Source organism: Streptomyces sp. NPDC032822 (assembly GCF_055578825.1).
The window spans coordinates 34,235-58,921 of sequence record NZ_JBVIOL010000032.1; the positions used below are offsets into that span (position 1 = coordinate 34,235).

22 protein-coding genes and 7 pseudogenes are annotated in these 24,687 nt (G+C 67.4%); 7 read left to right on the plus strand and 22 right to left on the minus strand.

Annotated elements, in window-relative coordinates:
- Window positions 1–62: 62 nt before the first annotated feature.
- The 7 genes and pseudogenes from ACZ5VD_RS41735 to ACZ5VD_RS41765 all read right to left on the minus strand — a co-directional run bounded on the left by ACZ5VD_RS41735 (window position 63) and on the right by ACZ5VD_RS41765 (window position 6,437).
- Entirely contained in the window at window positions 63–1,397 is a 1,335-nt protein-coding gene (locus ACZ5VD_RS41735; RefSeq protein WP_468685693.1) for an aminotransferase class I/II-fold pyridoxal phosphate-dependent enzyme, read from the minus strand.
- A gap of 337 nt (window positions 1,398–1,734) precedes the next feature.
- On the minus strand, window positions 1,735–1,920 hold the full coding sequence (locus ACZ5VD_RS41740) for a hypothetical protein (protein WP_468554582.1): 186 nt from the start codon (window positions 1,918–1,920) through the stop codon (window positions 1,735–1,737).
- 573 nt (window positions 1,921–2,493) lie between these two features.
- Window positions 2,494–3,063, minus strand: a complete 570-nt coding sequence (locus ACZ5VD_RS41745; RefSeq protein WP_468685694.1) for an SMI1/KNR4 family protein — start codon at window positions 3,061–3,063, stop codon at window positions 2,494–2,496.
- A gap of 193 nt (window positions 3,064–3,256) precedes the next feature.
- Window positions 3,257–3,724 carry a hypothetical protein gene (locus ACZ5VD_RS41750; RefSeq protein ID WP_468685696.1) on the minus strand — a complete coding sequence of 156 codons (468 nt, stop codon included), beginning with the start codon at window positions 3,722–3,724 and terminating at the stop codon, window positions 3,257–3,259.
- 60 nt (window positions 3,725–3,784) lie between these two features.
- On the minus strand, window positions 3,785–4,714 hold the full coding sequence (locus tag ACZ5VD_RS41755; RefSeq protein WP_468685698.1) for a hypothetical protein: 930 nt from the start codon (window positions 4,712–4,714) through the stop codon (window positions 3,785–3,787).
- Window positions 4,715–5,039: 325 nt separating this feature from the next.
- Window positions 5,040–5,863 (minus strand): annotated as a pseudogene (locus tag ACZ5VD_RS41760) (ISAs1 family transposase); the annotation flags it as partial.
- Window positions 5,864–5,942: 79 nt separating this feature from the next.
- Window positions 5,943–6,437 (minus strand): SDR family NAD(P)-dependent oxidoreductase, encoded by a 495-nt coding sequence (locus tag ACZ5VD_RS41765; protein ID WP_468685699.1) that lies wholly within the window; start codon window positions 6,435–6,437, stop codon window positions 5,943–5,945.
- Window positions 6,438–6,773: 336 nt separating this feature from the next.
- On the opposite strand from ACZ5VD_RS41765, the gene ACZ5VD_RS41770 reads away from it, so the two are divergent.
- Complete coding sequence (locus ACZ5VD_RS41770; protein WP_468685701.1) at window positions 6,774–7,385, plus strand: hypothetical protein; 612 nt, start codon at window positions 6,774–6,776, stop codon at window positions 7,383–7,385.
- Between the two features lie 75 nt (window positions 7,386–7,460).
- Window positions 7,461–8,783: a protein kinase domain-containing protein gene (locus ACZ5VD_RS41775; RefSeq protein WP_468685703.1), complete on the plus strand. Its 1,323-nt coding sequence runs from the start codon at window positions 7,461–7,463 to the stop codon at window positions 8,781–8,783.
- Between the two features lie 322 nt (window positions 8,784–9,105).
- Here the strand turns inward: ACZ5VD_RS41775 and ACZ5VD_RS41780 are convergent, their stop codons facing one another.
- Window positions 9,106–9,762, minus strand: coding sequence for a lipoprotein (locus ACZ5VD_RS41780; RefSeq protein ID WP_468685704.1), 657 nt, complete (start codon window positions 9,760–9,762; stop codon window positions 9,106–9,108).
- Between the two features lie 103 nt (window positions 9,763–9,865).
- Between ACZ5VD_RS41780 and ACZ5VD_RS41785 the strand changes: the two are divergent.
- From ACZ5VD_RS41785 to ACZ5VD_RS41795, 3 genes and pseudogenes are all read left to right on the plus strand, one after another.
- A pseudogene (locus tag ACZ5VD_RS41785) lies at window positions 9,866–10,165 on the plus strand (MFS transporter); the annotation flags it as partial.
- A gap of 94 nt (window positions 10,166–10,259) precedes the next feature.
- A complete protein-coding gene (locus ACZ5VD_RS41790; RefSeq protein ID WP_468685706.1) occupies window positions 10,260–10,406 on the plus strand; it encodes a DUF317 domain-containing protein in 147 nt (48 codons plus the stop codon).
- Window positions 10,407–10,493: 87 nt separating this feature from the next.
- Window positions 10,494–10,790, plus strand: a pseudogene (locus tag ACZ5VD_RS41795) (redoxin domain-containing protein); the annotation flags it as partial.
- 11 nt (window positions 10,791–10,801) lie between these two features.
- Here the strand turns inward: ACZ5VD_RS41795 and ACZ5VD_RS41800 are convergent.
- From ACZ5VD_RS41800 to ACZ5VD_RS41865, 14 genes and pseudogenes are all read right to left on the minus strand, one after another.
- The gene (locus ACZ5VD_RS41800; protein WP_468685708.1) at window positions 10,802–11,374 is read right to left on the minus strand and encodes a DM13 domain-containing protein; all 573 of its coding nucleotides are present in this window, start codon (window positions 11,372–11,374) and stop codon (window positions 10,802–10,804) included.
- 135 nt (window positions 11,375–11,509) lie between these two features.
- Window positions 11,510–11,641: a hypothetical protein gene (locus ACZ5VD_RS41805; RefSeq protein WP_468685722.1), complete on the minus strand. Its 132-nt coding sequence runs from the start codon at window positions 11,639–11,641 to the stop codon at window positions 11,510–11,512.
- Window positions 11,638–12,087, minus strand: coding sequence for a hypothetical protein (locus tag ACZ5VD_RS41810; RefSeq protein WP_468685724.1), 450 nt, complete (start codon window positions 12,085–12,087; stop codon window positions 11,638–11,640). The genes ACZ5VD_RS41805 and ACZ5VD_RS41810 overlap by 4 nt, the downstream gene beginning before the upstream one ends.
- Window positions 11,981–12,664 (minus strand): annotated as a pseudogene (locus ACZ5VD_RS41815) (NAD-dependent epimerase/dehydratase family protein); the annotation flags it as partial. The gene ACZ5VD_RS41810 and the pseudogene ACZ5VD_RS41815, both read right to left, overlap by 107 nt.
- Window positions 12,665–12,717: 53 nt before the next feature.
- Window positions 12,718–13,341, minus strand: a complete 624-nt coding sequence (locus ACZ5VD_RS41820) for a hypothetical protein (RefSeq protein WP_468555260.1) — start codon at window positions 13,339–13,341, stop codon at window positions 12,718–12,720.
- Window positions 13,342–13,423: 82 nt separating this feature from the next.
- Window positions 13,424–13,843: a hypothetical protein gene (locus ACZ5VD_RS41825; protein ID WP_468555261.1), complete on the minus strand. Its 420-nt coding sequence runs from the start codon at window positions 13,841–13,843 to the stop codon at window positions 13,424–13,426.
- 38 nt (window positions 13,844–13,881) lie between these two features.
- Window positions 13,882–15,072 carry an RNA-guided endonuclease InsQ/TnpB family protein gene (locus ACZ5VD_RS41830; RefSeq protein ID WP_468685710.1) on the minus strand — a complete coding sequence of 397 codons (1,191 nt, stop codon included), beginning with the start codon at window positions 15,070–15,072 and terminating at the stop codon, window positions 13,882–13,884.
- Between the two features lie 170 nt (window positions 15,073–15,242).
- A pseudogene (locus ACZ5VD_RS41835) lies at window positions 15,243–16,376 on the minus strand (molybdopterin-dependent oxidoreductase); the annotation flags it as partial.
- 274 nt (window positions 16,377–16,650) lie between these two features.
- Window positions 16,651–18,153: a DUF1996 domain-containing protein gene (locus tag ACZ5VD_RS41840; RefSeq protein ID WP_468685712.1), complete on the minus strand. Its 1,503-nt coding sequence runs from the start codon at window positions 18,151–18,153 to the stop codon at window positions 16,651–16,653.
- Between the two features lie 835 nt (window positions 18,154–18,988).
- Window positions 18,989–19,282 (minus strand): annotated as a pseudogene (locus ACZ5VD_RS41845) (transposase); the annotation flags it as partial.
- 167 nt (window positions 19,283–19,449) lie between these two features.
- Window positions 19,450–20,355 (minus strand): IS3 family transposase, encoded by a 906-nt coding sequence (locus tag ACZ5VD_RS41850; RefSeq protein WP_468685713.1) that lies wholly within the window; start codon window positions 20,353–20,355, stop codon window positions 19,450–19,452.
- Window positions 20,356–20,357: 2 nt separating this feature from the next.
- Window positions 20,358–20,645 carry a transposase gene (locus tag ACZ5VD_RS41855; RefSeq protein WP_468685715.1) on the minus strand — a complete coding sequence of 96 codons (288 nt, stop codon included), beginning with the start codon at window positions 20,643–20,645 and terminating at the stop codon, window positions 20,358–20,360.
- Window positions 20,646–20,779: 134 nt separating this feature from the next.
- Window positions 20,780–21,412, minus strand: coding sequence for a hypothetical protein (locus tag ACZ5VD_RS41860; protein WP_468685721.1), 633 nt, complete (start codon window positions 21,410–21,412; stop codon window positions 20,780–20,782).
- Window positions 21,413–22,512: 1,100 nt separating this feature from the next.
- Entirely contained in the window at window positions 22,513–22,908 is a 396-nt protein-coding gene (locus ACZ5VD_RS41865) for a hypothetical protein (RefSeq protein ID WP_468685717.1), read from the minus strand.
- A 148-nt stretch (window positions 22,909–23,056) separates the two neighbouring features.
- Between ACZ5VD_RS41865 and ACZ5VD_RS41870 the strand changes: the two genes are divergently transcribed.
- Together ACZ5VD_RS41870 and ACZ5VD_RS41875 are read left to right on the plus strand one after the other, a co-directional pair.
- On the plus strand, window positions 23,057–23,317 hold the full coding sequence (locus ACZ5VD_RS41870; protein WP_468685719.1) for a hypothetical protein: 261 nt from the start codon (window positions 23,057–23,059) through the stop codon (window positions 23,315–23,317).
- A 67-nt stretch (window positions 23,318–23,384) separates the two neighbouring features.
- Window positions 23,385–24,506: pseudogene (locus tag ACZ5VD_RS41875) on the plus strand (IS701 family transposase); the annotation flags it as partial.
- Between the last annotated feature and the right edge of the window lie 181 nt (window positions 24,507–24,687).

The following is a 24,687-nucleotide window of genomic DNA, read 5'->3' on the forward strand; positions in this document are numbered from 1 at the left end:
CTCGGCGCTCGGCGGCTGGCCCACCTGTTCGGTGGAGGTCGCCGAGCGCCGGAACAGCCCCGTCAGCGCGTCGTGTCCAGAACCTCACGCGCCTGCCGGATGCAGGTGTCGAGGATGTCGACCGCGGCGTCGATGTCGGCGTCGGCGTGCTCCGCCATGACCTGCATACGGAAGCGGGCCGCGTCGGAGGCGACCGCGGGCTGTTCGACGAGGTGGGCTATCAGCCCGGCCCTCGCGATGAGCCCGGAGGCGATCCGTCCGGCGGCGGTGTGACCGATGAGGACGGGGACGACGGGACAGATCACGTCACCCATGACCTCCAGCCCCCGGGCCGTCAGGCCGTCGCGCAGCCGGGCGGCGTTGCGGGTGACGGCTTCCCGTCGCCGAACGCCCTCCGGCGACCGGATGATGTCGAGGGCGGCCAGGGCGACCGCGGTCTGCACCGGGGTGATCGCGCTGGAGAAGGTCTGCGGTCCGCCGAACATCCGGACGAACTCGCGCGCCGATGCCGAGTTGGTGGCCATGAAGCCGCCCGTGGTGGCGAAGGACTTGGAGAACGCGCCGACGACGAAGTCCACCTGCCCCAGCACCCCGTACACCTCAGGCTGGCCGCCACCGCCTTCGCCCATCGCCCCGAAGTCGTGCGCCACGTCCACCAGCAGTTTGGCGTCGAACTCGCGGCAGAGCACGACGAGTTCCGCCAGGTGCGGGGTGTCGGAGTCCATTGAGAACACGCCCTCCGTCACCACCAGGACGGCGTTCTTCGTGTCGGTGGCCCGGATGCCACTGAGGTGTCGGCGGACGGCCCCGTTGTCGAGGTGCCGGAAGAACTCGACGGTGGCCCCGCTGGCTGCGGCGCCCTGGCGCAGCGAGTCGTGCGAGAGCTTGTCCAGCAGGATGTGGTCACGGCGGTGCATCAGGGAGCGGATCGTGCCGAAACCTGCGGCCCAGCCGGTGGGGAAGAGCATGACGTGCTCGGTACGCAGCGCCTCGGCGAGGCCTGCCTCCAGCGCCTTGCTCGGCGGGTTCGCGCCAACCAGGGCGGGTGACCCGGCGGTGATCGGACCGTAGTCGCGCAGCGCCTGGTGGGCGGCCTCGTGGACCGCGGGGTGCGTGGTGAGCGAGAGATAGTCCTGGCCACCGAAGTTGGGGCCGCGTGTGACCACGCCGCGGTCCGAGACGGCGGTAGCGCGCGGGGTGAGGGAGGTGTCGTAGCGGCGGAAGTAGGGCCACAGCTCCGCCTGTTCACGATCCTGCTGCCAGGCGAGGTACGCGTCGTTGCGGGTGGTCAGGTCGGGCCCGGACACGGTGCGGAAGCGCATGATGTCCTTCTCGCGGGCATCGATGTTCCTGTCGACCGCAGCGGTTGTGGGGGCGCCGGGCGTGGTTGTCGTCATGTTGCTCACTGTTTCCTTCGGACAGACGTACAGCCCGGAGCACGGAGCAGCCGGACCGTTCACGACGCTACGGCGGCGCGAACGCCGCAAACCGTTCCCTGACGCCTTCTTGATCGTCTCGCTGGATGTCTTGTCGACCTCCTGTCGACCTCCTTACGCGGATGTCGGCGCGGAGGCCCCACGGGGAGGGCTCGCCTCTCGTCCTCGGGAGCGCGCCAGCGCAGCCCACACCCAGCTGGTGTCCCACCAGGTGGTGCGGTCTCACTTTCGTGAGCACCCTTGCCGTCGAACACGAGGAGCCCGTCCTGGCGGCGAGGAACCTGGCTCCGGCAGCTGGTCAGTGAGTCTCCTGCAATGAGATCAGGTCGCCCACTCTGACCGTCCCTGCTTCCAGAACATCCAGGTACACGCCGAGGCACGAGAGCCGGCCCAGGTAGAAGACCGGTATGCGGTGGTCGCGGGCGACCGCGCGCATGATGCCGAGGTCCGGCGGCAGTTGGTCGTGACCGAGGGTAAGTATCACGCAGCGCGGAGTGGGCATCACGACCCGGAACAGGGCCTGCCTCCCCCACCCGCAGTCGTGACCCCAGCCAGGCATCCTCCGGGAAACCCGGCCCTCCCAGGGTGTCCACGACCAGGTTCGGGCGGAAGCGGCGTGCGTCGAATTCCCCGGACCGGCACGACCTTTAGGCCAAGACCGGGAAGTTAAGGCTGTTGCGTCTGGTCGGGTGGGTTGACATGGGGAACGGAGCCCTGCGCGGACTGTGAGTGTCGAGGTCACGGTCCGAGGGGGCTCCGTTGTCTGTTCAGTGTGCGGGCCTTGACCCCTGCACCACGTCAGGGACGTCACGTTCGCCGAGGACGCCTCCCAGGTGCGGACCGAGAACGCACCCAGAGCAATGGCCACCTGCAACAGGAACCTTACGATCGGAGCCCTTCGCCTGGCCGGCGCCCGGAACATCGCCTCCGGACCCCGACGAGCAGCCCGGGACCAAACCCGGACTCTCGCCCTCCTCGGCCTCACATGATCAAAACGGTGAGGCCGGACAACGCTGAAGCTCTGCCTCCCCCGGAACAACCGGGGGGTGCTTTGGCTTCACGACCAGACAAGTCGTCCTTCAGCGACCGAGCAGATTGGATGGCTTCCATCGGCGACCTTCGTCAGCATCTCTGCCACGGAGTCGAAATAGTGAGCCAGTGATGGGTACTCGCCCGTGATCGTGATGTCACCCACGAACCACCTGCCGACACGCCCGTCCCGCACGTCCATGAACTTCCCCATCCAGCCGTCCCGGTCCGACAGAAACGGGATCCACTCATTGCGCCAGAACGGATTGTCCGGCTGATCCGGAGGGTTGACCCCACCGGGCATGTAGCGGTTCGCGTAGAGCCTCTCCATCGCCCGGATGCCCAGAAAGAAGCTTCCCTCGTCCGGAAACCCGGCGAAACCGCAAGATTGCACATCGTCGTCCACATCTTCCTCAGGAAGATCCAGATTGTTCTGCAGCAGCCACGCCCGCAGGTCCCGCGGAAGCGCGATGCCCATCCGTTCCTCGGCGGCCGCGAGCATCTTTTCCGTGGCCGGCCCGGGCAGATCCGCATGATCGGCCGGGGCGTGCTCCCGAAGAAGACTCATCACGCGGGACCAGCTCTCCACCACACTCATTCCCCACTACTCTCTGCGTGGACGCCTTATACGGCTGCGTCGCGTCGGCAGGCACGGGGAGTCCAAGGTTACAGAGCGCAGAGAGCTCCATGATCACGGACGTCCGTGCCTGTTCTGCATCGGACTCCACCCGACACGACGAGACGTCAGCAACCGGGCATCAACCGACTATGCCGAAGCCCTGGGGTGTGGGTTACTTCGCGAAGGCCGAACAGGAGTCCAGGCCGACCCACTGGTGAGCGCTGATGTCGTTGTTGACGCTCCCGTGGTGGGAACTGTCTTCCATCCAGTAGTCGTCGCTGAGGTTCGAAGCGTAGCCCTCGGAGCGAGTAAGACAGACGTGCGGGTTGAAGCCGTCGAAGGAGCGAGGGAACTGCATGAACTTCACCACTGAATACTCACCCTTGTTCAGGATGGAGCCGGCCCTATTGTCGTCGCTTCCCTGGAAGCTGCTGGCGCTGTCGCCCCAGTCCCTGTCGTCCCCGACGGCGCGGCCGAGAAGCCCTTCGCAGTAGGCACCATTGTAGGCGTACATATAGCCGGCCTCAGCACTGCGGTAGTTGTCGGAGCACGAGGGGGCAGCCGAAGCGCCGGGGGCGGGAGCGACAACCGCGACGCCGGCCAGAGTCGCGATGGCTGCGAGTGAGGGCAGTTTGCGCATGGCAAGTCTCCTTTGATTTTTCTTTTTTAATCCGCAGATTCGAGTCTGTGGAAGTTCTGTTCAGGAAAGGGTCTTCCTGGCCTGCATCAAGGCGTTCAGGCGCATCTTTCGATATTCAGCATTTTCCTTGCCGTACCGCTCCAGCACCTTTTCCAGATAGGTGATTTCGAGTGAGCGTGCGATCTCACCCAGGGATGTCTCCTTGGCGCAGGTCGCATCGATGACGGCCAGTTCCGTGTCGAATTTGTTAGCCTCTGTGGACGGCATCCCCTCGGTAAGAGCATCCCGCTTCGCGCGGAGCTTGTCCGGGTTGTCAAAGGGCCGGCCGGCTTTCTCCATGCAGCGCGACCACTTCTCGAGGGACTCCGTGAAGCGCTTGTCCTTCATGACGTCGGGCACGTAGAGCGGCATCAGGCCGGTGATGGTCCTACGGACGGTGAACCAGGTCTCGGGGTCACCGTAGAGTTGCTTTCGTGCTTCGTTGGAGCACCCTCCGCGAGGGGTCTCAATGGTGCCCGTGCCACCGGGAAGTTCGACTGTCATCGCGTCACGCCAGTCGCCGTCCAGCGCCTTCGAGTAGGCGGCCCGTTCCTCCTTGGCCAGTTTGTTCTGGTAGGTGACGGTCGGGTGCGTCAAACGAACTTCCTTCGCCTTCTCACCGAAGAGGCGGCCGTACCCGTACTTCTTGGCCCACCTGACGTCGTCCGTCACATAGCGGCCCGCTCTGCGCTCATCGACGCCGGGCACCGGGAACTCCCAGTAGGGGAAACCCTGTTCTGCCATGCACGCCTTGACAAGTCTCTGCTCGGCGCGCTCCACCTCGATCTCGTCCTCGACGGTGAGATCCCGGAGTTCCGCATCGGCAACAGTTGCTGCCTTCCCCTGCCCCGGATCGGCGGAATGCGACCGGTCAGGCGATGTGACGTCGCAGCCGGCTATAAAGCAGCCGGCCACCACGGCGGCGACAGCAATGGGGATCTTTTGCCTCATCCGAGGTCCGCCCTTCCCGTGTTTGGCGCGAGTGCCGTACTCAAGAGACTTCCGCTGTGGTCGGTGGTTCCGTCGCCCCTGACTGATCAAATGGCCTTGCCGATGTCTGCCGTCCAGGGCATGAACGGGAATGCGAAAGTGAGGTGGCGCCCGCCCGTCATGGTCGGTGTCAGCCCCAGCCACGGGCACAGTAGCCCGGCCCGGTCACTGAGTGTGCCGGTCGTTCGCCCCACAAGGAGCGGCCATCGCACACCGGAATTCGCGCGAGGCGGCGGGCACGTGTGGTGCCAGAGCCCCGGCGTTTGCCCGGCCCCGTCCGATTTGATCATGTGATGCCGTAGAGAGTGAGGACGCGGGCGGTCGGTATGGGCTCGGCGTCCGGTGGCGGTGTTGATGTATCCGGCGAGCTTGAGTGCGCTGCGGATCAGCTCACGGACGGCAGCGAGTACGGCGGGCACGTTGCAGGTTCTGAGCTGGGATTTGTCCTATTCGAGACAGCATCTCGGACCCGGCGGACGGTGCTTTCCACCGTCCAGTGCCCGCGAGCTCAGGACGCGATCGCGGCTGCGTTCGCCTCTTCGGCGGCCAAGTCGGTGATGGCGTAGACGGTCTCGCTGGACCACTTCTTCGCGCCGTAGAGACGGCGACGGCGCTTGATCCGCAGGACCTGGACGGCGTACGGAAAGAGCAGGCCCGCGACGGTGACGACCTGGACGATCCGTTCCCCGTTGCGGCCGTGCCCTCGCATATCGTCGCGGTGGACCACGGGAATGTCCTTCCAGGGCCAGGGCATGGACGTGCGAATAGGTGGTGTGGTCGCGTTGGACGTGGAGGGCATCGGCGGTGACGGCGCTCTCCACGAGATCCGTGTCGTCGATCTGATCGAGCAGGGTGCGAACTCGGGGCTCTCGTTTGGTCTTCGCGCCGACCTCGCTCGAGGCGAGCGTGACGCCGTCGCCGTCGCCGTCGCGGACCGCGGACCGCGGACAGCACGAAGACCCGGCTGCCATCCGGTCGCTTCACGCCGCGCAGGCATTTGCCGTCCACCGCGATCGCCCGGCGCCTGGGCCGCACTGGCTCGGCACAGGTAGCCGCCCGATGCGCTCGGCGCTGTTCGCGCTCGATTCCATCGTCGGGCATCACCTGATCAAGGAATCGGCCAGCCGTGAAACACCCGCAAGGCGACGGACTCGCGTGTTGTTGTTTCCCGTCGGAAACAACAGGTCGGTCAGCTGCCGCTGATCATTGCGAGGACGTCGTCGTAGGAGCCGTTGGCCTGCGCGTCGCGGATGAACCTGGCGCGCTCGACGAAACGCTCTGTCGCGTCGGGCTGCTCGCGCAGCAGGTCGAGGGTCTCGGTGAGGAAGTCGTCCAACGGCATGGATTGGTCGCTGTCCTGCTGGCCCAGCAGAGTCGTGCGCACGCCCGGCGGGACGACCTCGATCACCTGGATGCCTGCGTCGCCACCACCGACCTGGATGCGCAGGCTCTCGGAGAAGGAGTGCAGCGCGGCCTTGGTCGCGCTGTAGGTCGGGGTGCTCCGATACGGGACGAACGCAAGCGCCGAGGTGACGTTCATGACGACCGCGTCGTCCTTGCCCACCAGCAGCGGCAGGAAGGCGTACGTCATCCGGATCGTGCCGAGCAGGTTGGCGGTGACGTGGTCCTCGGCGACCGGGAGTTCGGCCGGGTCGAGGAGGTCCTGGCAGCTCGGAGTCCTCAAGGGACCCTATGGCGTCACAGGGTACGCGGACCCGCGAGCGGGACCAGGACACCATCGGGTGGCGCAACTGCCTTGCCCTCCGCACGTCCCCAGGCGCGGGCCGGACGATCCCACGGGCCTGAATACACGTGTCCTCTCTTGTGTCAACCTCGCTGCGCTCAGGGTGCGTAGTGGCCCGGCCCGCCCTAGGATGCCGCCTGGGCTAAGGCGCTACGAGCCGCCCCGGGAAGGCAGACATCCATGCACGTCAGTGGGGGATCCCCAGCTGCGCAAGCTCCCGTGCCGCCGACAACTCCAGCGAGCAGGCAGCTCGGCGTCCTGCCTCGCCTGGTAATGGTGAACGGCGTCCTGTGGCTGCTGCTGCTGCCCACTGCCGCCGCCCTGGTAGGTGACGGAATCTCCACCTCGTCTTCCGATGACCAGGTGCACCTGTTCATCGGCCTTGTCATCTTCCTCGGAAGTGCTGCCCTGGTTAACGCTCTGTTCTCACTGGTGATGGGCAGGGCCCTTGCTCGGGTCGAAGGACCGCAAGCCGCCCGGGCGTTCGCGGCGGGTGGCCTGTTGCAGTTCACCGCGGCGGTGAGCGGCACCCTTGCGTTCGGTCGGTCTGATGCCTGGACAGAAGAATCCATGTGGTTGACAGTCGGCGGGCTGGGCGTCGTATGGCTGGTCTACGGGTACGGCCACCTCCAACAAGCTCGGGCTGCCCGTCGCATCGCCACCCGAGCGTGGATGGTGCACGCCTGGGCCGCTTTCGTCGGACTCTTCTGGCTACCCGTACTCGGCTTCGAGCTCGACCTCGACGACTACGGGCCTCTCGGCATCGCGCTGGGGATCGTGCAGGCCGCATGCGGACTGGCATTCCCGTTCGTCGTGGGGGTCGCCTGGCTACGCTATGCAGTCGGCCTGCGCCGATTGGAGAGAAACCGCCCACACCTTCTCCGGTAGCGCACGGTCGACCGACCAAAGCCCACTCAGTGCGGCGCTGAACGCACCCGGCAGCCTGACAGAGCCGCGCCCGAGTTGCGGCGGTCGGCCGCTCTGAAGTTCCTCCCCACCGGCACCCTGACCACTCGTCACCTCCAACACCTGGAGGACATGGTCAGCAGGGAGTTGCGCGTCCACGGGTCCCTCAGACACGCACGGCTGATCCGCACATTCCAGTCGCTGGTCATCGATGCCCCCGCACGCCCACGGCTCGACGGAGCTGTCCCTGTTGTCATGGAACGTGCGGCTGACTCTTTGGCGAATCTGCCACACCGTTGCGGAACTGCTCCACTGGACAACGGCGCAGACCTGCTTGAGCAGATCTGCGAAGGCTTGGCGCACAGGCACGGTGCAGGCTGGGTGCACGGGGATCTGAAACCCCAGAACGTACTGGTCATGGAGGACGGCTCAGCGAAACTCGCCGACTTCGGTCTTGCTGCTGAACTCGACGGCACTCACGCCTATCTGCCTCCTGCCGGCTCCCCTGACTATGTCCCGCCCGAGCGCTGGACCGAAGGGCTGGGCGAGCACGGCACCGCCGTTCGCACTACAGCACACATCTGGGCCTTCGGCATTACGGCCCACCAAGTGCTGTCCGGTCGGATGCCTTTCCCCGGCTCCACCGGGTCTGCCCGCGCCACAGCGGCAGCCGCCTACGCCTCGGGGGCCGGCGAAATAAAACTCGCCCACAGCATCTCCGACGGCTGGCGCGATCTCATCGAGGACTGCCTCCAACCAGACCACGAGCGACGTGCCCGGCACGACGCTCCCTCATTGCTCGCACGCATTACGGCGCTGACGACGGGAACGGGCGAGCGCGAGAAGTGGGTCGAGGGCGCGGCCGCTCGGCGGGCTCTGCCAAAACGACTACTACTCGGGGTCGCTGGACTGACCACCGCCGCCGTCCTAGCGACGGCCGCGATCCTCGCTGCCGAATCAGGACCGGATCGCGGCCCGGCGTCGTCACCGAGCCCCACGGCATACCGACCCGACCTGCTGAGCACCGGAACAGGCATACCGTCGAAGTACCGCAAGCTGATCGCGCAAGCAGGTACGGCACGCGATACAGCAGGCGTCAGCCCGGCCCTGATTGCCGCCATGCTCAAGGTCGAGAGCAACTTCGATCCTGCCCTCAGCGATCCGGCCAAGGACGAATTCGGCATCGCTCGCTGGACCCCTCGCGTGCCCCAGTTCCACTCCCCCAACAGCCCACCGGACGCGGCCTTCTCACCCGCAGTGGCTATTCCCGCAGTCGGGAGGATGCTGTGCTGGCTTCCCCCCTTCGCCTCCGGGGCGACTTCCACGACGACCCTGCGCTGGTGCTGGCAGCTGCCTACCGCACGTCCGCGAGCACGGTGAACGAGGCCGGTGGAATCCCGGCAGTTCAACGCGGCTACGTGGAAAAGGTGCAGCAGTTCGTGGAGCGGTACGCGCCCCCGAAGCCGTCCTGAACGAACCGTTTGGCCAGGTCGACGCTGCGGCCTCTCAAGGAACTGGCCGGATAACAAGTGACGATGACGAGAATGCGCCTGCTGGTGTCGACTACCGACGCCCAGTGACTCAGCTCCCGAACCGACATCACCGCTGAACCGGAGCGAGCCACAAGCCTTGATCACCTGCGGCCGCAACGACGACGACACAGTCCAGGAATACAGGCAGCAGACACCGTCGCTGCGCCTGCTCAGCCGGCCTTCAGAGTCCTCTTCGCCAGCTCGTACGCAGGGAGCATGGCATCGTGCTCCCCACTGTCCAGGCCGCCGATATTCACCACGACCACGCTGCCCGCGGCGATGACGGCGAACGCCCGCTGCTTCCTCCCCTCCTCCATGAGCTCGCTGTACACCTCGTATGAGACTTCGGTGGCCTCAAGCCCGCCGGCCTTGACGTCGGTGTAGACCATCTTCGAAGGTTTGTCGCCCGAGTCCGCCACGAATGCCTTGAGTGCCGCGCGTGACGTTTCGGCCCTGCCGGCCCCGGTCCAGACACGAAGGAACCCGAGGTGCCCTGCCGGCTTCGCGTCGACCTCACAGACCGCCGTAACGCCACCCTGCCGCAGGATGGCGTCCTCCACGGCGTCGGGCTTCCAGCCGACGTCGATGTTGAACGAGACAGGCATCGACGCGCATGGCGTGCGTGCCGCGCCGATCGTCCTGCCGGTTGTCCCTTTGGCCGCGGTCGAGGCGCCGGCCTTCGGCAGCCCCGAACTCCTCTTCCCGTCGGTTTCGTTGCCTGCTGATGACGTGCAACCGCTCACCACGGCGATCACCAGCGCCGTGGCAACCGCTCTCGGCAACAGATTCCGCAAAATGCCCAGCTCCACTCTTGTGTTGTCCAGCAAGCGCGGTCAACGTATCCCACGGCGCCGCGCGTCAACACCTTGGTTTTTCAAGGGTTCGGCCTGAACCGTTCCGGGTTCGCTAGGGATTCCGGAGTGACCCGGCGCCGCCGTCGTTATCGGACGCCTCTCCCAGCGCCTCGGCCGTCGCCCCGGACTGGCCGCCGGATATCTCACCGGCGCGCTCGGCGGCGCAGGCGTCGTCGTTGCGGCCGCCCTCGACAGCCCCGCACTGCTCTTCGTCTCCCTCTTCCTCTTCCTCTACGGCGCCGGCACCACGTCCAACTTCCAAGCCCGGTAAGCCGGAGCCGACCTCGCCGCGCCCCACCAGCGCGCCCGCGCCACCTCCACCGTCATCGTCGCCACCACCGCCGACGGCATCGCCGGCTCCCTGCTCGCCACCCCGCCAGACACCTGGCGACCGCGCTCCACCTGCCCGAGCGCAGACCCTGCGCATCGAGCCAGTCCACGACGCCCACCCCCGCGACACCGCCTGGACCGTGGCCGCCTACGAGACACCCGTCTCTGCACGCATGTGGCACCTCACCGCGACTGACACCACCCCCGCCCCCATACTCCAGACCCTGGTGACCCACTTCGCAATTGGTGACGGCTGGGACACCCCCCCTCGGCAGCCCCATCACTGACAAGACCGTCACCGCCGCCACCAAACCCCTCACAGACGCCGGCTGGACGCACACCGTCGACGGACGCTGGATCCGATGGACGAACCGAAGCACCAGCTCGCCTTCAGAATCCTCAGCGACGTCGGCTCCGAAACCGCCAAGCAATACGGCCTCGCCTTCGACCTCCCCGACGACCTCGCAGCCGTCTACGACCGGCTCGGCTTCGACCTCAAGCGCGTCAACGGTGGCTACGCCCGAACCCTGCCGCTGCCCGCCACCTATGTCATCGACCGGGAGGACGTCATCCGCTGGGCCTTCGTCGACGCCGACTACACCAGGCGCGCCGAACCCACCGATGTCCTGGCCGCCCTCGATGCCCTGGGCTGGGTCCCGGCCCGGCTATGACTGTGCCGCTGTCAGCCGCGGGCGAGCTCGGCGGCGCCGAATGACACGTCGAATCGGTCGCACCAGATGCTCACGCTGGTGTAACCCGACGGATTCACGTCAGGGGGGAGGGCGTAGTTCTGACTTCCTTTGTTGCCCTTCAGCTTGCCGAGGCTGACGTACTTCCCGTCGTCGAACACATGCCACCCGGCCCTCCCCTGCTTCACCGGCGCGTCGGTCAGCCAGACACGCAGGTCCGGCCCGTTGCTGGTGTCGAGGTTCTCCAGCCGGACGACATGGGAGCCGTCGGCCAGCCGCACGAGCTTCACCGTGCCTGATGTCGCGTGCTCATGGCTGATCAGCTCACCACTGGCCAGCATCTGCGGGCCGGTGGCCGGAGAGGGCGGCGCGGAGGGCTCGTCGGACGGCGCCAGGGCAGGAGGCGCGGAGGTCTCCGCCACCTCGGGCAGGGCCTCTCGGACGGTCTCGTCCTGCCACAGCTTCCATGGCTGGAACCAGTACAGCCCGAAGCCGGCTGCACCGACCGCCACCACCAGCACCACGATGGCCAACGGCCCTGTCAAGGTCTTTCGCACGCGCTCCATCCCCGCTCGCCTCCTGAGATTTTCCGTTCTCTCCCATTCAACGGAGACTGACGGCCATCCCGCAGCCCGCAGCTGATGACGGAATCCTTACGTCGCACTATCAACGACGGGGATCGAGAACAGAGGGATTCCTGCTCAGCGGTGCTCGGGGTTGTCCGCCCCCGCCCGGCAGCCGGCGTCCCACTGGGTGCGCTGGTTGCCGTGGGCCGGAACGCCTCCGGCCCGTTTGAGCAGGGCCGCCAGTCCGCGGTGGGCGGTGCACCTCACACGGCGATCGGCAGCCACTCGCGCCGGCGCCGCACCATCCGGCGTATCCGGTCGGAGCGCAGGCAGGCTCCGACGGCCACGGTCAGAGCGGCGGCGCCGTAGGCCCATGCCTGAAGGGGAAAGCCGGGCAGCAGGCGTCCCGCGAGGTACAGGATGGTGCCGGCGATGGTGACGGCCAGCCATTCCCAGCGGCCGTCCAGGGCGACGAGAGCGACGACGAGCAGCGAGTACCAGGGGTAGCCGGGCAAGACCAGCAGCAGGGTCACGCCGGTCAGCAGCAGGGCGCCGCGCCAGGGGCGGGCGGGGTCGCCGCGCAGCCAGACGTACAGGGCGGTCAGTGCGAGGAGCACGACCACGACCATTCCGGCGGTGGCGTCCGGCAACAGCAGGGTGAAGCGCCGTACGTGGCCTGGTGCGTAGCCCTCCTCGTGGAGGTAGGCGGGCAAGTAGCCGAGAACAGAGACGCTCCTGGGCGATCTTGGTGGCCGCGTACACATTGCGCGGGTCTGCCGGCGCCTCCTCGGCCACCAGTCCCGGAGAGAGCGGGTCACCGCACTCCGGGCACGGTGGTTCGAAGTGGCCCTCGGCCAGGTCCGCCACCCTGCGCGGCCCCGGCCGCACGACACCGTGCCGGAAGCACTCGTACCGTCCCTCTCCGTACACCACCATCGAACTCGCCAGCACCAGTCGGCCCACTCCTGCCTGCGCCATCCCGGCCAGGAGCACCGCCGTGCCCAGGTCGTTGCAGCCCACGTAGTCGGGAGCGTCGGCGAAGTCCTTGCCCAGCCCGACCATCGCGGCCTGGTGGCAGACGGCGTCCACACCCCTCAGAGCGTCAGCGACCGCTCGCCGGTCGCGGACGTCGGCGTGCCGCCAGTCCACCCCGTCCGGAATGGACGGAGCCGTGCGGTGGGCGGCGGACAGCAGCGAGTCGAGCACGCGCACCTCGTGCCCGGCGCCGGCAAGGGCGGTGGCGATGTGCGAGCCGATGAAGCCCACACCTCCGGTGACCAGGATCAACATGCGGCCGACGCTACGGCCGCGCGCCCATGCCCGGATCCCGCGGCGGGGATCCGTCAGGAGTTCGTAAGGCTTCCCGCCGTGGCCCGCGCCCGCGACTGCCTGACGCCACCGGTCCCGGACGCCACCATCAGCAGGCCGAATCCCACGGCGAAGCCGAGCATGGTCAACACGCCCCGCGGCCAGAAGATGTGGCTGTCGGCGAACGACCAGCACGCCCCCAGCACCACCACGACACCGGGCAGCACACGCACACCGTGGCGGTGCAACAGCACCAGGCCCGTGGCGAGCGCCGCGACCGCCAGCGCGTACACCCCTGCCCGGCCCAGCTCATCGCCGGTCGCGAAAAGCCGCCCCACCACCCCGCGCACGCCCGTGCCCGCCGCCGTCCCGGCGCCTATGCCGGCCACCGCGTCCAGTCCGGTGTAGTAGGCGGCGTAGCCAAAACAGCCGGCCCATGCGAGAACGGTCAGGGCACCTTCCACATCCCGCCTCGGCCTGCCCCACAGCGGGACCAGCAGGCCGAGCACCAGAAGGGGGAAGGCGGGCAACAGGACAATGTGCAGCCCGGCCCAGTGGTCGGCCGTCGCCGCCGTCAGATGGCGCGGATGCGTCAGGCCGGCCACGGCCAGCAGCAGGGGCGGCGCGGTCACCAGAGCCGTCATACGAAGGGTTCGCATCGCGCCACCCTACGAGCCTGTCACGCCCTGCACCGCCACTGCCGACGACGCGTAAGACACCCGTAAGACGGTGCAACAGGCTTCAGCAGGGAGGGACTTGAGCAGGTGACCGCCGCCGGATGCGACGTGTCTCCCGCACGGCGAGCAAGAGGACGGTCACCGTCGCCACGGCCACCAGCGCCAGCAGCCAGTTACGCGGATAATCCAGCGGCAGCACCGATGAGTTGGCTGACTTCCCCGGGCGCAGCAGCACCGGCAGCGCCACCGCCGTCAGGGCACCGGCGACCAGCAGCGCCCCGCGCACCGCCCCGCGGACGCCACCGCGCACAGCCACCAGCCCGACCAGCAGCACCAGCGGCGCGACCACCACATCGTGCAGCACCACGGCCCCGCCCAGCCAGACCAGCACACCCGGCAGGTCGCGCACGTCCAGGAGCAGGGACGCTCCGCCGCCCATCAGCGTCACACCGGCCGCGCCGGTCAGCACCCGCATCACGCTCACCCTCTTGACTTCCTCCCCCTCCTGAAGGAGGGGGATTCCTACGGCTCGCGCTGTAGGGGTTTCTGCTTCACCGCCGACTGCCCGCCCGGAGTGCTCCGTTGAGGTCTTACGCCGGCTCCACAGACAGACACCGTCAGCCCGACGGCCAGAATGTTGCGTGCCGCATTCACATCACGGTCATGCACAGCACCGCACTCACACGTCCAGGTACGGACGTCCAACGCCAACTTCGCCGCAACCCTGCCGCACACCCCGCACAGCTTCGAGCTGGGGAACCAGCGGTCGATCACCACGAGTTCACGCCCGTACCAGGCGCACTTGTATTCCAGCAGGGAGCGCAGTTCTCTCCAGGAGGCATCAGAGATGGCGCGGGCCAGGCTGTGGTTCTTGAGCAGGTTGCGGACGGAGAGGTCCTCGATCACGACCGTTTGGTTCTCACGGACAAGACGAGTCGACAGCTTGTGCAGGAAATCACGGCGCCGGTCAGTGATCCGCGCATGGATCCTGGCGACACGACGCCGGGCTTTCTCCCGGTTCGCCGAGCCTTTGGCTTTACGGGACAGCTCCCGTTGGGCGCGGGCCAGGCGCTCGCGGTCACGCCGCTCATGCTCCGGGTTGGTGATCTTCTCGCCCGTGGACAAGGTCACCAGGGAAGTGATTCCGGCATCCAGGCCCACTGCCGCCGTGGTGGCGGGCGCCGGGGTGATGCGGTCCTCGCACAGCAGGGACACGAACCACCGCCCCGCCGCATCACGGGAGACCGTCACCGTGGACGGCTGTGTTCCCCCGGGCAGTGGACGCGACCAGCGGATGTCCAGCGACCCCGGCATCCTCGCCAGCGTCAGACACCCCTTACGCCAGGTGAAGGCGGAACGGGTGTACTCGGCCGACGCACCAGACTTCTTCCGGCTCTTGAAACGCGGATACTTCGCCCGCTTGGCGAAAAAGCTGGCGAACGCCGTCTGCAAGTGCCGCAGGGCCTGCTGGAGCGGGACCGAGGACACCTCGGTGAGGAAGGCGAATTCCTCAGTCTTCTTCCACTGCGTGAGCGCGGCAGAAGACTGCGCGTAAGAGATCCGGCGCTGCTCGGTGTGCCAGGCGCGGGTGCGTTCCTCCAGCGCCTTGTTGTAGACGAGGCGGACGCAGCCGAACGTCCGCGACAGCTCAGCCGCCTGTCCGTCGGTGGGGTAGAAGCGGTACTTGAACGCCCGCTTGACCTGCCGCGCCATACCCCACAAGCTATCAGCTTCCATACAGGCAACGGGTGTTGGCCGGTGGCCGGTAACCGGCCAACGCGGGTCCGCCCCCGGGGGCGGACCCGCTTTTCCTGCCCTGCTCCGCAGAAGCTTCGTTTCCTCCCCCGGCTGAAGCCGGGGGCATCCACGAAGAAACGCCACGATGACAGCACCTCCAGTCGGCCGACCCACTTCGTCTGCAGCACCCCGGGCCGGTTCGGGGCGATCAGGCGCACCGGGTAACCGTGATCGGGGGAAAGCTCCTGCCCGTTCAGGCACAGCGCGAGCAGGGTCAGCGGGTCGCGGGCGTGCCGGCGCCCCAACTCCGAGATCCGGTAGCCGCCCCGGGTCTGCAACGACACCACCCGCACCCGCGCGTGCGTCGGGGCGCCCGCCCGCTCCAGCAGGTCCACGACCCGCACGCCCGTCCAGTGCGCCGACTTGCTCCACCCCTCCACGCAGGCGATCGGCAGCTCCACCTCGTGCTGTGGCAGGGCACGCAGCTCCTCCAGCGTCAGCGTGTACGGCCGCGGTCCGGCGACCGTCAGGCGGTAATGCCCGGCCGGAATCAGTCCGACCCCGGCCGCGGCGGCGGTGCGGTTCACCGGCAGATCCTGTGGGCCGTGGTCCGGATGGCGGGGCGCGAGCAGAGCGAGGTCCTTCAGCGGCGTGAAGGACTGGCCCACCGTGGTCACGGTGACCGCCCCCACCGCCGCGGCCACCGCGGTCAGCAGCGAACGCCGGTTGGCCCCGTCCTCCTCCGGCAGGGCCAGTGTCCCTGACGACCGTCGGCTCCAGTGCGCCTGGATCTCGGGCGCCTTGACCGCGATGTGCAGTACCAGCGCCCCTGCCAGCAGCCAGGCCACGGCGTAGTGCACCGGCACGAAGGAGAACGGCCACGGGTACCACTGTGCGGTGTTCAGCAGGCCGGTGGCCACTTCGAAGACGGACGCGGCCACCAGGACGGCCACCGACAGCCGCTCCAGCGCGTGCCTCACCGAACGCAACGCCGGCCAGGCGAACAGTCGCGGATACACCGTCCATAACTTGGCCAGCAGCAGTGGAATCGCCGCGATGCCGGACGCGACGTGCAGCCCCTGCGTGAACCGGTAGCCCCACGCCGGGCGACTCGGCTGGCCGTCGGCCAGCCACCCCGGCGGATGCTGCATCACGTGACTGATCAGGCCGGTGACGAAGCACACCACGAACGCGAGGCCGAGCCAGCGTCCGATCGAGACCGCCGTCCGGGCATCGTGCAGCCTGCCCCTGAAAACCGGCAGAGAGAAGCGCTGTTCCATACACCTCATCTCACCCGTCGCCAGGCCCCTTCGGAACGCCCGAGCCCCTTACAGAACACGGACGTATTCCCGGCGGCAAGCCCGGCAGTCAACGGGAAAACGGCCCCACAGACGGTCGCGAACACCGCCCCCGGTACGACGCACATCGAGCCAGTCGCAACGCTGCCCGCGTCGGCTCAACCGTCGAGCCGCGGGTCAACTGGCCGACGAGCGGGCCCGCCTGCGCAAGGTGGTCGCCGCAGACAGGCCCGAGCAGTGGCTCAGTGCATCACCGTCACTGGCATTCGCGGCCGGTGTTGATGCACTCGACCATGGTGTTCATCAGCTGCTCGTCGAAGACGTTGACGAAGTCTCCGTGGTCGGTGATCGGCTTGTGCATCTGCTCCGGGAAGCCGTCCACCGCGTAGAAGGCGCTCGACCGGCCGTTGTCGTTCAGGCTCGGCGGGTCCACGTCGTACACCAGGCGCTGCACCAGCTGTGGAATGGCCTGGAAGCCCTTCGGGCAAGCACCGGTGCTCGGGTCGGCGAAGGCGACGTGCGCGCGGTGGTTGGCGCTGTCGATGTTCTGGCCGTCCCAGCAGCTCTGGAACGTGGACGTCCGGACCAGCTTGCTGCCCTCGGGACAGATCGGGTACTTCTCCGTCAGCTGCCGGTCCTCGAAGCCCGTGCAGCTCCATGCGGCGTTGGCGTTGGCCGTTCCGTTGGTGAACGCCTTGGCGTCGCCGGTGATGATCCGCAGGAATTTGGGCATTGCCACGACTTTGCTGCTCGCGTTGCCCACGTACTCCAGGGTGACCTGCGAGGCCGTGAGAATCTTGCCCGTATTGCCCTCGGCACCACCGCCCGGCTGGCCGGCGTCGAACTCCTGGGTGCCGTCCTGAAGGCGGAGGACCGGCCAGTAGTACGACGACCTGTCACCCTGGTTTTGGCAGGTGGTATCGCCCACCGCGAAGTCCTCGTTGTCAGCGAAGGCGTCGTTCGCCTGGTTGCCGACATAGTCGTGCGTGTGATGCGCCCCGTTGTCCACACCGGGCGCGACGATGATGTTGTCGCTGTTGTACAGCTTGTTCGCGTTCACTCCACACTCGGTGGTGAACTTGCCGAGCGAGGCGTTCTGTTGCCGCTGGGGGCTGCTGACGTTGGGCTGGACGGTGGTGATGTCCACGAAGTCGGCGGCAACCGGACCGTTCCCGGCCTGCCCGTTGTCGGCGGGCTCCTCTTGCCCGTTCCCCTGGCCCTGGCCGTCCTGATTGTCGCCGCCCTCTCCGTTGCCGGTGTCGTCCAGGTCTCCGGTGGCACGGAGGGTGCATGCGGCCAGGGGCTCCAGGCCCTGCGGCCGGTCGGCTGTACGGCCGATGGCGATGGCGATGCGGTCGATGGTCGCCGTCCGCTTGTCCTTGAGCGGGACCATGATCGCGTTGTTGGCGAAGTTGCTGTCCTGTTGTATGGCCCGGCTCGAGTTCTGAAGCCGCTGGTAGGCATCCGCCACCTGCTGGTCCAGCAGCGCGAGTTCCCTGTCGACCTCAGCCCGTGCCTGGCCAGGAACCTGCCGCAACTCGGCACCGACATCAGGGCAGTCGATCGTGGCGGCCCCCGCGCCCATGGCCTGATTCGGTCGACCCTGGGGCGAGCTCTTGGTCGTGTTGGCACTCCCGCTCTCGCCGGCCGAGGCGTACACGTTCGCCGCCACCAGTCCTCCTGCCCCCAGGGCGGTCGCCGCCACGGCGACGATGGCCCGTCGGGTCGCCTTCGATCGTTTGCGCGTGTTATGTCGCATGGGATTCCTCTGAGATCTCTGGGTCGTGCGCCGCTTCAGTGCCGTTTCCGCTCACCGCAGCTGCGTGTTCGATGCCGATGTCGTTCGCGGTTCTGGGCCCCTCCGCACCTCTCTGAACGACAGCCAGGCACTACGGGGGTGCTGCACACGAAGTCACAAGCGCCTCCCGGCTGGGCCGGCGAGGGGCCCCCGGCCGGCCCCGACAGGGGCAAAGCCGCCTCGGCAGGCCTCGTGGACGCCGCCCGCGAACTACCGTGAGCACTGAGGGCTCCTCGGAAGCCGCAAGCGCCGCCGCCCCACTGCGACTTCGTCACCAGAGTTACGGATGAGACAGGCGCGATGAGAGAACTCGGGGTGCCTCGTCAGGCTCTCGTAAGATTCGCGCGTCGGGGCACTGCCCGCCTCCCGGTCTTCCGACGCCGCACAGGCGGGCCTGGCGGTGGCTCTCCCGACCCACCTCGCAGCGCTCCTCCTACAACACCGCACCCTCTCCTCCCAGACAGGACTCGTGCGGCGCTGACCAGGGCGATGGTGCCGTACGCGCGCATCCACGACATGCCGACCAGCCGCCCGCGGGACGCCGGGTGTGGCACCTGGCTAGGCCCTCGGCGGCACCGACGGGCAGACCGGCGACGATCGCCTCCGGCAAACTTTCGATCACGGCCCGCAGCCACGCGCCGAGCTCCGGCAGCAAGGCCCAGGCCGAAGCAGGGGCATTGACAGGCGCGACGACGAAGTCCCACCGGAACGTTCCGGTGGGACTTCGTCGTCTCACGGCTCAGCGCAGCAGCCCCGTCGGGATGGTTCCCAACAGGGCTCCGCCGTATCACAGCCCCTATGAGCGGGGTGCTGGTTGTAGCTGTTTGACCAGGTAGAAGACCTCGCGGGCCGCATAGGGTTTGAGGCAACGGACGTTTCGCGCCGGGTCTTGCCCTCCTCGATCCGGCGCTCGTAGTAGTCCTGAGTGCGCGGGTCGACCCGCAGACGGGTGAACACGATGCGGTCGGGCTCGGCGTTGGCCTGACGGTCGCCGCCGCGGTTGAGACGACGAAACTGCCGGCGTCCCGAAGAACGCTCGACGGGACTGACCCCGCACAGGCGCGGCGAAGGACGCCTCGCTGTTCAACCGCACAACGGACCGTGTCTCAGTCCGGCAGGATCTGGTGACCCGCCGTCTGAACTGGGTCAGCGACGGAACCGTGCCGACCGAGGCCAAGGTCTTCACTGCAAGTCATGGCGACATGCACTGGGCAGACGTGACATCCGTGTCAATCCCCTCCGAACGTGGAGACCTTCCTATGCAGCCAGTTCCTCGGTGAGGCTGGCCTGGTAGTTACGTTCGTAGTCGATCGGGCTTTTGAAACCGCACACGCTGTGTAGCCGACGGGTGTTGTAGAAGTCGGTGATCCAGGTCGCGATCCTGATCCGGGCTTCGGCGCGGGTGGCGAAGGCGTGCCGGTGGACGTACTCGACCTTGAGCACGCTGTTGAACGCCTCGCTGACGGCGTTGTCGAAACACGATCCGACACGGCCCATGGACTGGAAAACGCCCAACCGGCGGCAGGCCCGCCTGAACCTCCGCGAGGCGTACTCGCTCCCACGGTCCGTGTGGAAAATGACGCCGCGCACGTCGCCGCCCCGGGTCGTCGCGGCCATGTGCAGGGCGGCGACGACCAGTTCGGCGTCGTGACGGGCACCCATCACATACCCGAGCAGGCGGCGGGAGAACAGGTCGATGACTGAGGCCAGGTACAGCTTGCCCTCACCGGTTTCGATCTCCGTCATGTCCCCGCACCAGACCAGGTCAGGTGCCTCGGCGGTGAAGTCGCGGCGCACGAAGTCCGGGGCGGCCGGCCGTCTGCCCGGCCGGGTCAGCCCCCGCCGTCTGCGCACCTTCCGCGCGACCAGGCCCAGCTCGGCCAAGATTTTCGCCATGGTGTTCACCGAGACCCGCCAGCCCTGCCTCACCAGCCTGATCCAGATCTTCGGCGAGCCGTAGGTGCCGCCGGACGTGTCGAACTCCTCCTTCACCGCTTCGATCAGATGCTGTCTGCGCAGCTCACGCCGGGTGGGCTGCTGGGTGCGGTGTTTGTAGAACCACGACTCGCTCACGCCCAGGGCGCGACAGGAGACGCGGTGCGAAATGCCGTGCTCGGTCCTGAAGCCGCTGATCACCCCGACCACTTGAGTCGGGTCCGCCACGGCTACTTCACCCACAGGACCATGCAGCGTTTGAGGACATCACGCTCCATGCCCAGCTCTTTGTTGTCCCGCTTGAGCTGGGCATCCTCCCGCCGCAACCGCTCCAGCTCGTCGCTCCCGCCGGCCGGTGCGGTCCCTGCCCGACGGGCGCGGGAGACCCAGCTCGCCAGGGTGGTCTCGTTGATCCCCAGGTCTTCGGCGACCTCGGCGATCGTCTGGCCGGTCTCCGTGACGATCCGTACGGCCCCCTCACGGAACTCCGGATCGAACTTCCGTCGCTTCTCCGCCATGACTCCCAACTTCCCCTGCAGTCAAGGTCTTCACGCTACGAGGGGAGGGACAGGTACACGCGAACGTGCTCACCGCATCGCACACGATGACAGCCCCCAGGCCTGTGGCATTGGCGAACGGCCGGGCCGCCGTACTACGGCTCCGCCGGTATGGCCGGCCTGGGAAGATCGAGAACGCGGGCGAGGGCGGCTGTGACGGGAGCGCAGTGGGCCGACAGGTGTTCGGAGGCCCAGTCTGCTGCCAGTTCGAGGAAGTCGGCCAGGTCGCGTTCGGCACCAGCGAGCAGCTGGCGGAGCTCGGTGTCGGACAGTTCGATCAGCGGGCTGTTGCTCTGTTCGGCGTTGACGGTGAGCCGGATTGTGTCGCCCGCACGCTCCGCAACCGGTGAAACGGGCTCGTGACCGAAGCCGAGCAGGGTGCCGTCGTCAACGAACTGGTGCCAGTCGCGCCAGTCGTCCAGGCCGTCGCAGCAGCCGGGTGCGAAGGTGACGCCTGTGGAGCTGTCGGTGACCCGCAGGCCGCCAGCCGCGAAGAGGCACTCGAAGGTCAGCAGTCCGTGAAGGAATGAGCTGAGCGCGTCGGCCGGACGAGGCGGGCGGTCGCCCTCGGGGTCGATGTCATTGCAGCCCGCGACGCGCATCACCGCCGTCCCGACCTCGGCGGGTGAGAGATCACCGCTGAGAGGCAGGAAGCTGAGCGGCTCGATCTCCGCGATGGGCCAGAGGTCGAAGCCGTCAGGGGTGTAGATCTCCAGGACGGGCTGCATGACGATCACCCGGCGAAGTGTTCCGCATCCCTCGCCCGAAGCGCCTCCGGATTTCGCCGGGCCTCTCGTCGTGGCCAAGCTGAGCACCTTCGGTTGTACCGTCCTGAGCAGATACGGGTGTATGCCGACACCTTCACCTGGACCAAGTCTGCCGACGAGATCCTCAACTCCCTCGCCGACTACCTCACCAAGATCGCTCCGCCATCAACTGAAAACCAGGAACAGACTTCAGGCCGTCATTTCAGGTGCATGACACTAAAGCCGCCGGGTCAAGCTGACCGCTGACAAGGTCGCCGCACTGGCCGGCCTCGGGATGGAGTGGGCGGCAGCCTGACTGCTGCCGGACAGGTCCTCGGGCCCGCTGTGCGGGCCCGAGGACCTCCGCTGCCCGGGCCACCACAGTGCCCCAGTGCCTACACTCACTCCAGTGCGATGCCGTTGGCCCCGAACAGCGGAATCGCCCTTCTCCGTTGCGGCTCGTAAATCCAGATCGGGTTGTTACGGCGAGGACTATAAAGCCCTTAACCTTAACCCGACTATCAGCAGACTCCGACGATTTCGGAACTCGAGATGAACCATGACGGGCCGAGGTCGTGATCCTGATACGGCGGAACACACTGCCAGCTCTCGCTGCCGAGCCAGGCGACAGTCCGAATGTGGAGGGTGTTCCATCCACAGTTTCGGAAGATTGCACGACCGTTAACATCGTCGTTGTAGCCGCACACCACAGCCAGAACACTACCTGGACGTGCCGCGTCAGCCGCACTAGCGGACGCTGGTTGTGCGGTTGACAGTGCGAGCGCCGACATAGCGCCTATCAGTGATATTACGATCTTTCCACGAGTTCGAGACAGCATTTCACTTGCCCCCAAAGTTGGCGGAAGGACAATTGTGCGCACGAGTCGGGCACGTTTCTGGGTGCAGCGAGCGGCACCCAGATATCGGTTTCCAGGAACGCCCGCCTCCGCTACAGGCAGTTCGTGATCGAGTGAACCTCTGTCCAGTTCGTGACGTAGCCCTGGAATGAGGGCGCGGAGCGCATGTTCGCATAGCCATCTACGCCCTCGCCCGATTTCCCCTTGTCGGTCTCCGTTCTTTCCTCACAGGGGTGCGCCCGTCTGATGAGAAGAACCCCTTGATTCTGTCCTCATGGATGGGACTGGGAAAGGCTTTTCGGGTGAGGCCGAAAAACCCAGGTCAAGGACCAGCGCGCCCGGCTCGTCCAGGACGCCCAGTCCTTCGCCGACGAAGCCGACGGCGCCGCGCCCGAGCCCGACCGACTGCGCCAGCTCGGGATCCAGCTGCGCGACTCTCTCACGCAGCACGCAACCGACGCCGTGGTCCAAGGCCTTCTCACCACGGCTCAGAGTCAGGGTTTCGGCATAGTCGGCGGGCGTCCGTTTCGTGATCAGTTGAGGCCGAGCAGAGGCGAGCGGGTGGTCCGCGTTGCGGGCGTTGTGTCGCAGAACTGCGGCGATGTTGGTCGCGTCGGCCATCGCCGGACTTTCCCTGCGGGTCGACCCGTGGCACGCCCTCGACCTGGTCGTGTCGGACCGCACCGTGCAAGCCGTGTGAGCCGTCGGTGGCATCCGGTACCCGTTCGGGGAGCACAAGGCGTCCGACGGGGTGACGCTGGAGCTGCGCATGCTCCCCACCGACGGCCACGAGCTCTCCACGGCTCGGGGCCCAAACCGGGTCATCTCCGGGATCACGCATACCAGCGGCTTCCACGAACTGGGCCAGATCGACGGCCGCTACCTATCCACGGAGGTCGCGGGCGGCATGACCGGCGTCCTCAGCACCCGGGGCCACATCGACGTGCACACCTTCGAGTACGTGGGAGCGGACGACCCGACCGTACCGGGCGGCGGCCCCGCCGCTCCTCGGCCCTGGGCTACCGAGTGAGGCACCGGCGCGATCCGGCGTAGCAACGACAAGGGGGCGGCCTCGCTGAGGCTGCCCCCTTATCCGTGCGGAACGGCTGCCGGATGGCAACGAGCAGAACCTGCAGCAGTTCGTGAACCAGTCGACCTGGGATCCGGTGCCGGTGCGGCGCCGGATTGCGGAGCGGATGGTGCCGAGAATCGGGCCGGACGCCTGGGCGGTCGATGACGTGTCGTTCCCCAAGGACGGGAAGATGTCGGTGGCGGTCGCGCGCCAGTACTGCGGGGCGCTGGGCAAGCGGGCCAATTGTCAGGTCGCGGTGAGCGTGCACGCTGTCTCCGATGCCGCGTCCTGTCCGCTGCAGTGGCGGTTGTTCGTGCCCCAGGAGTGGGCGGACGATGCCGGACGGCGCCAGAAGACCGGGATGCCGCGGGAGGTCGGGCACCGGGAGAAGCGGCGCCTGGCCCTGGACAGCATCGACGAGTTGGCCACGTGAGATCTGGTACCGCCGGTGGTGGTGGCGGATGCCGGCTACGGGCAGAACGCCGACTTCCGCGACGGCCTGGAGGGCCGGGGCATCGGCTATGTCGTCGCCATCCGCTCGGATGTGAGCGTCCACCCGCACGATGCGCGGCCCGCCGCCCCGGCATGGTCCGGCAACGGCCCCAGGCCGCAGCCCCGCTACCGCGACAAGCCGTCCTCGGTTGCCGCGCTGGCGACCGGCCACGGGCGGCAGTCCTTCACCGAGGTGACCTGGTGGGAAGGCTCCCGCGGATCGATGCGCTCACACTTTGTGGCCCTGCGGGTGCGCCCGGCCGGCGTCCGGGCCCGCCGTCTGGCCCGGGCCGCCGCCATGGCCGAACACGGCCACTGGGACGGCGTCCTGCCCGAGGTGACGCTGCTGGCCGAATGGCCCGAAGGCGCCGAAGCACCCACCGACTACTGGCTGTCCAACCTGCCCGCCGACACCCCGGTGGCCGAACTCGTCCGTCTGGCCAAGATCCGCTGGCGCATCGAGAACGACTACCGCGAACTCAAGCACGGCCTGGGCCTGGACCACTTCGAGGGACGTTCCTGGAACGGCTGGCATCACCACGCCACCTTGGTCACCGCCGCCCACGCCTTCCTCACCGAACAGCGCCTGGCCCCAAAAGCCGATACAGCGGACTCACCCTCTAGCAGATCCTCGACACCCTCCAGGACCTGCTGAACTGCTGGACCGGCACCTGCACCACCTGTCACCGGCCGCTGCCCAGCAGGACCACACCAAGATCCAGAACGACCTAACGGAGTCCTACTAGGGCCTGTGTGAGGTCGTGATCATTCTCGGGTTCTGGTCCCGTGCGGGGACGGGACCTGGTAGGACGCTGGGTGTGACACGTACGCAACTC

Coding starts and splice junctions, on each gene's coding strand:
- ACZ5VD_RS41735 (WP_468685693.1), bottom strand. CDS start 1,397: ATGACGACAACCACGCCCGGCGCCCCCACAACCGCTGCGGTCGACAGG.
- ACZ5VD_RS41750 (WP_468685696.1), bottom strand. CDS start 3,724: ATGCGCAAACTGCCCTCACTCGCAGCCATCGCGACTCTGGCCGGCGTC.
- ACZ5VD_RS41820 (WP_468555260.1), bottom strand. CDS start 13,341: ATGCGAACCCTTCGTATGACGGCTCTGGTGACCGCGCCGCCCCTGCTG.
- ACZ5VD_RS41870 (WP_468685719.1), top strand. CDS start 23,057: ATGCTCCCCACCGACGGCCACGAGCTCTCCACGGCTCGGGGCCCAAAC.
- ACZ5VD_RS41830 (WP_468685710.1), bottom strand. CDS start 15,072: ATGGCGCGGCAGGTCAAGCGGGCGTTCAAGTACCGCTTCTACCCCACC.
- ACZ5VD_RS41855 (WP_468685715.1), bottom strand. CDS start 20,645: ATGGCGGAGAAGCGACGGAAGTTCGATCCGGAGTTCCGTGAGGGGGCC.
- ACZ5VD_RS41745 (WP_468685694.1), bottom strand. CDS start 3,063: ATGAGTGTGGTGGAGAGCTGGTCCCGCGTGATGAGTCTTCTTCGGGAG.
- ACZ5VD_RS41840 (WP_468685712.1), bottom strand. CDS start 18,153: ATGCGACATAACACGCGCAAACGATCGAAGGCGACCCGACGGGCCATC.
- ACZ5VD_RS41800 (WP_468685708.1), bottom strand. CDS start 11,374: ATGGAGCGCGTGCGAAAGACCTTGACAGGGCCGTTGGCCATCGTGGTG.
- ACZ5VD_RS41860 (WP_468685721.1), bottom strand. CDS start 21,412: ATGCAGCCCGTCCTGGAGATCTACACCCCTGACGGCTTCGACCTCTGG.
- ACZ5VD_RS41865 (WP_468685717.1), bottom strand. CDS start 22,908: ATGGCCGACGCGACCAACATCGCCGCAGTTCTGCGACACAACGCCCGC.
- ACZ5VD_RS41755 (WP_468685698.1), bottom strand. CDS start 4,714: ATGAGGCAAAAGATCCCCATTGCTGTCGCCGCCGTGGTGGCCGGCTGC.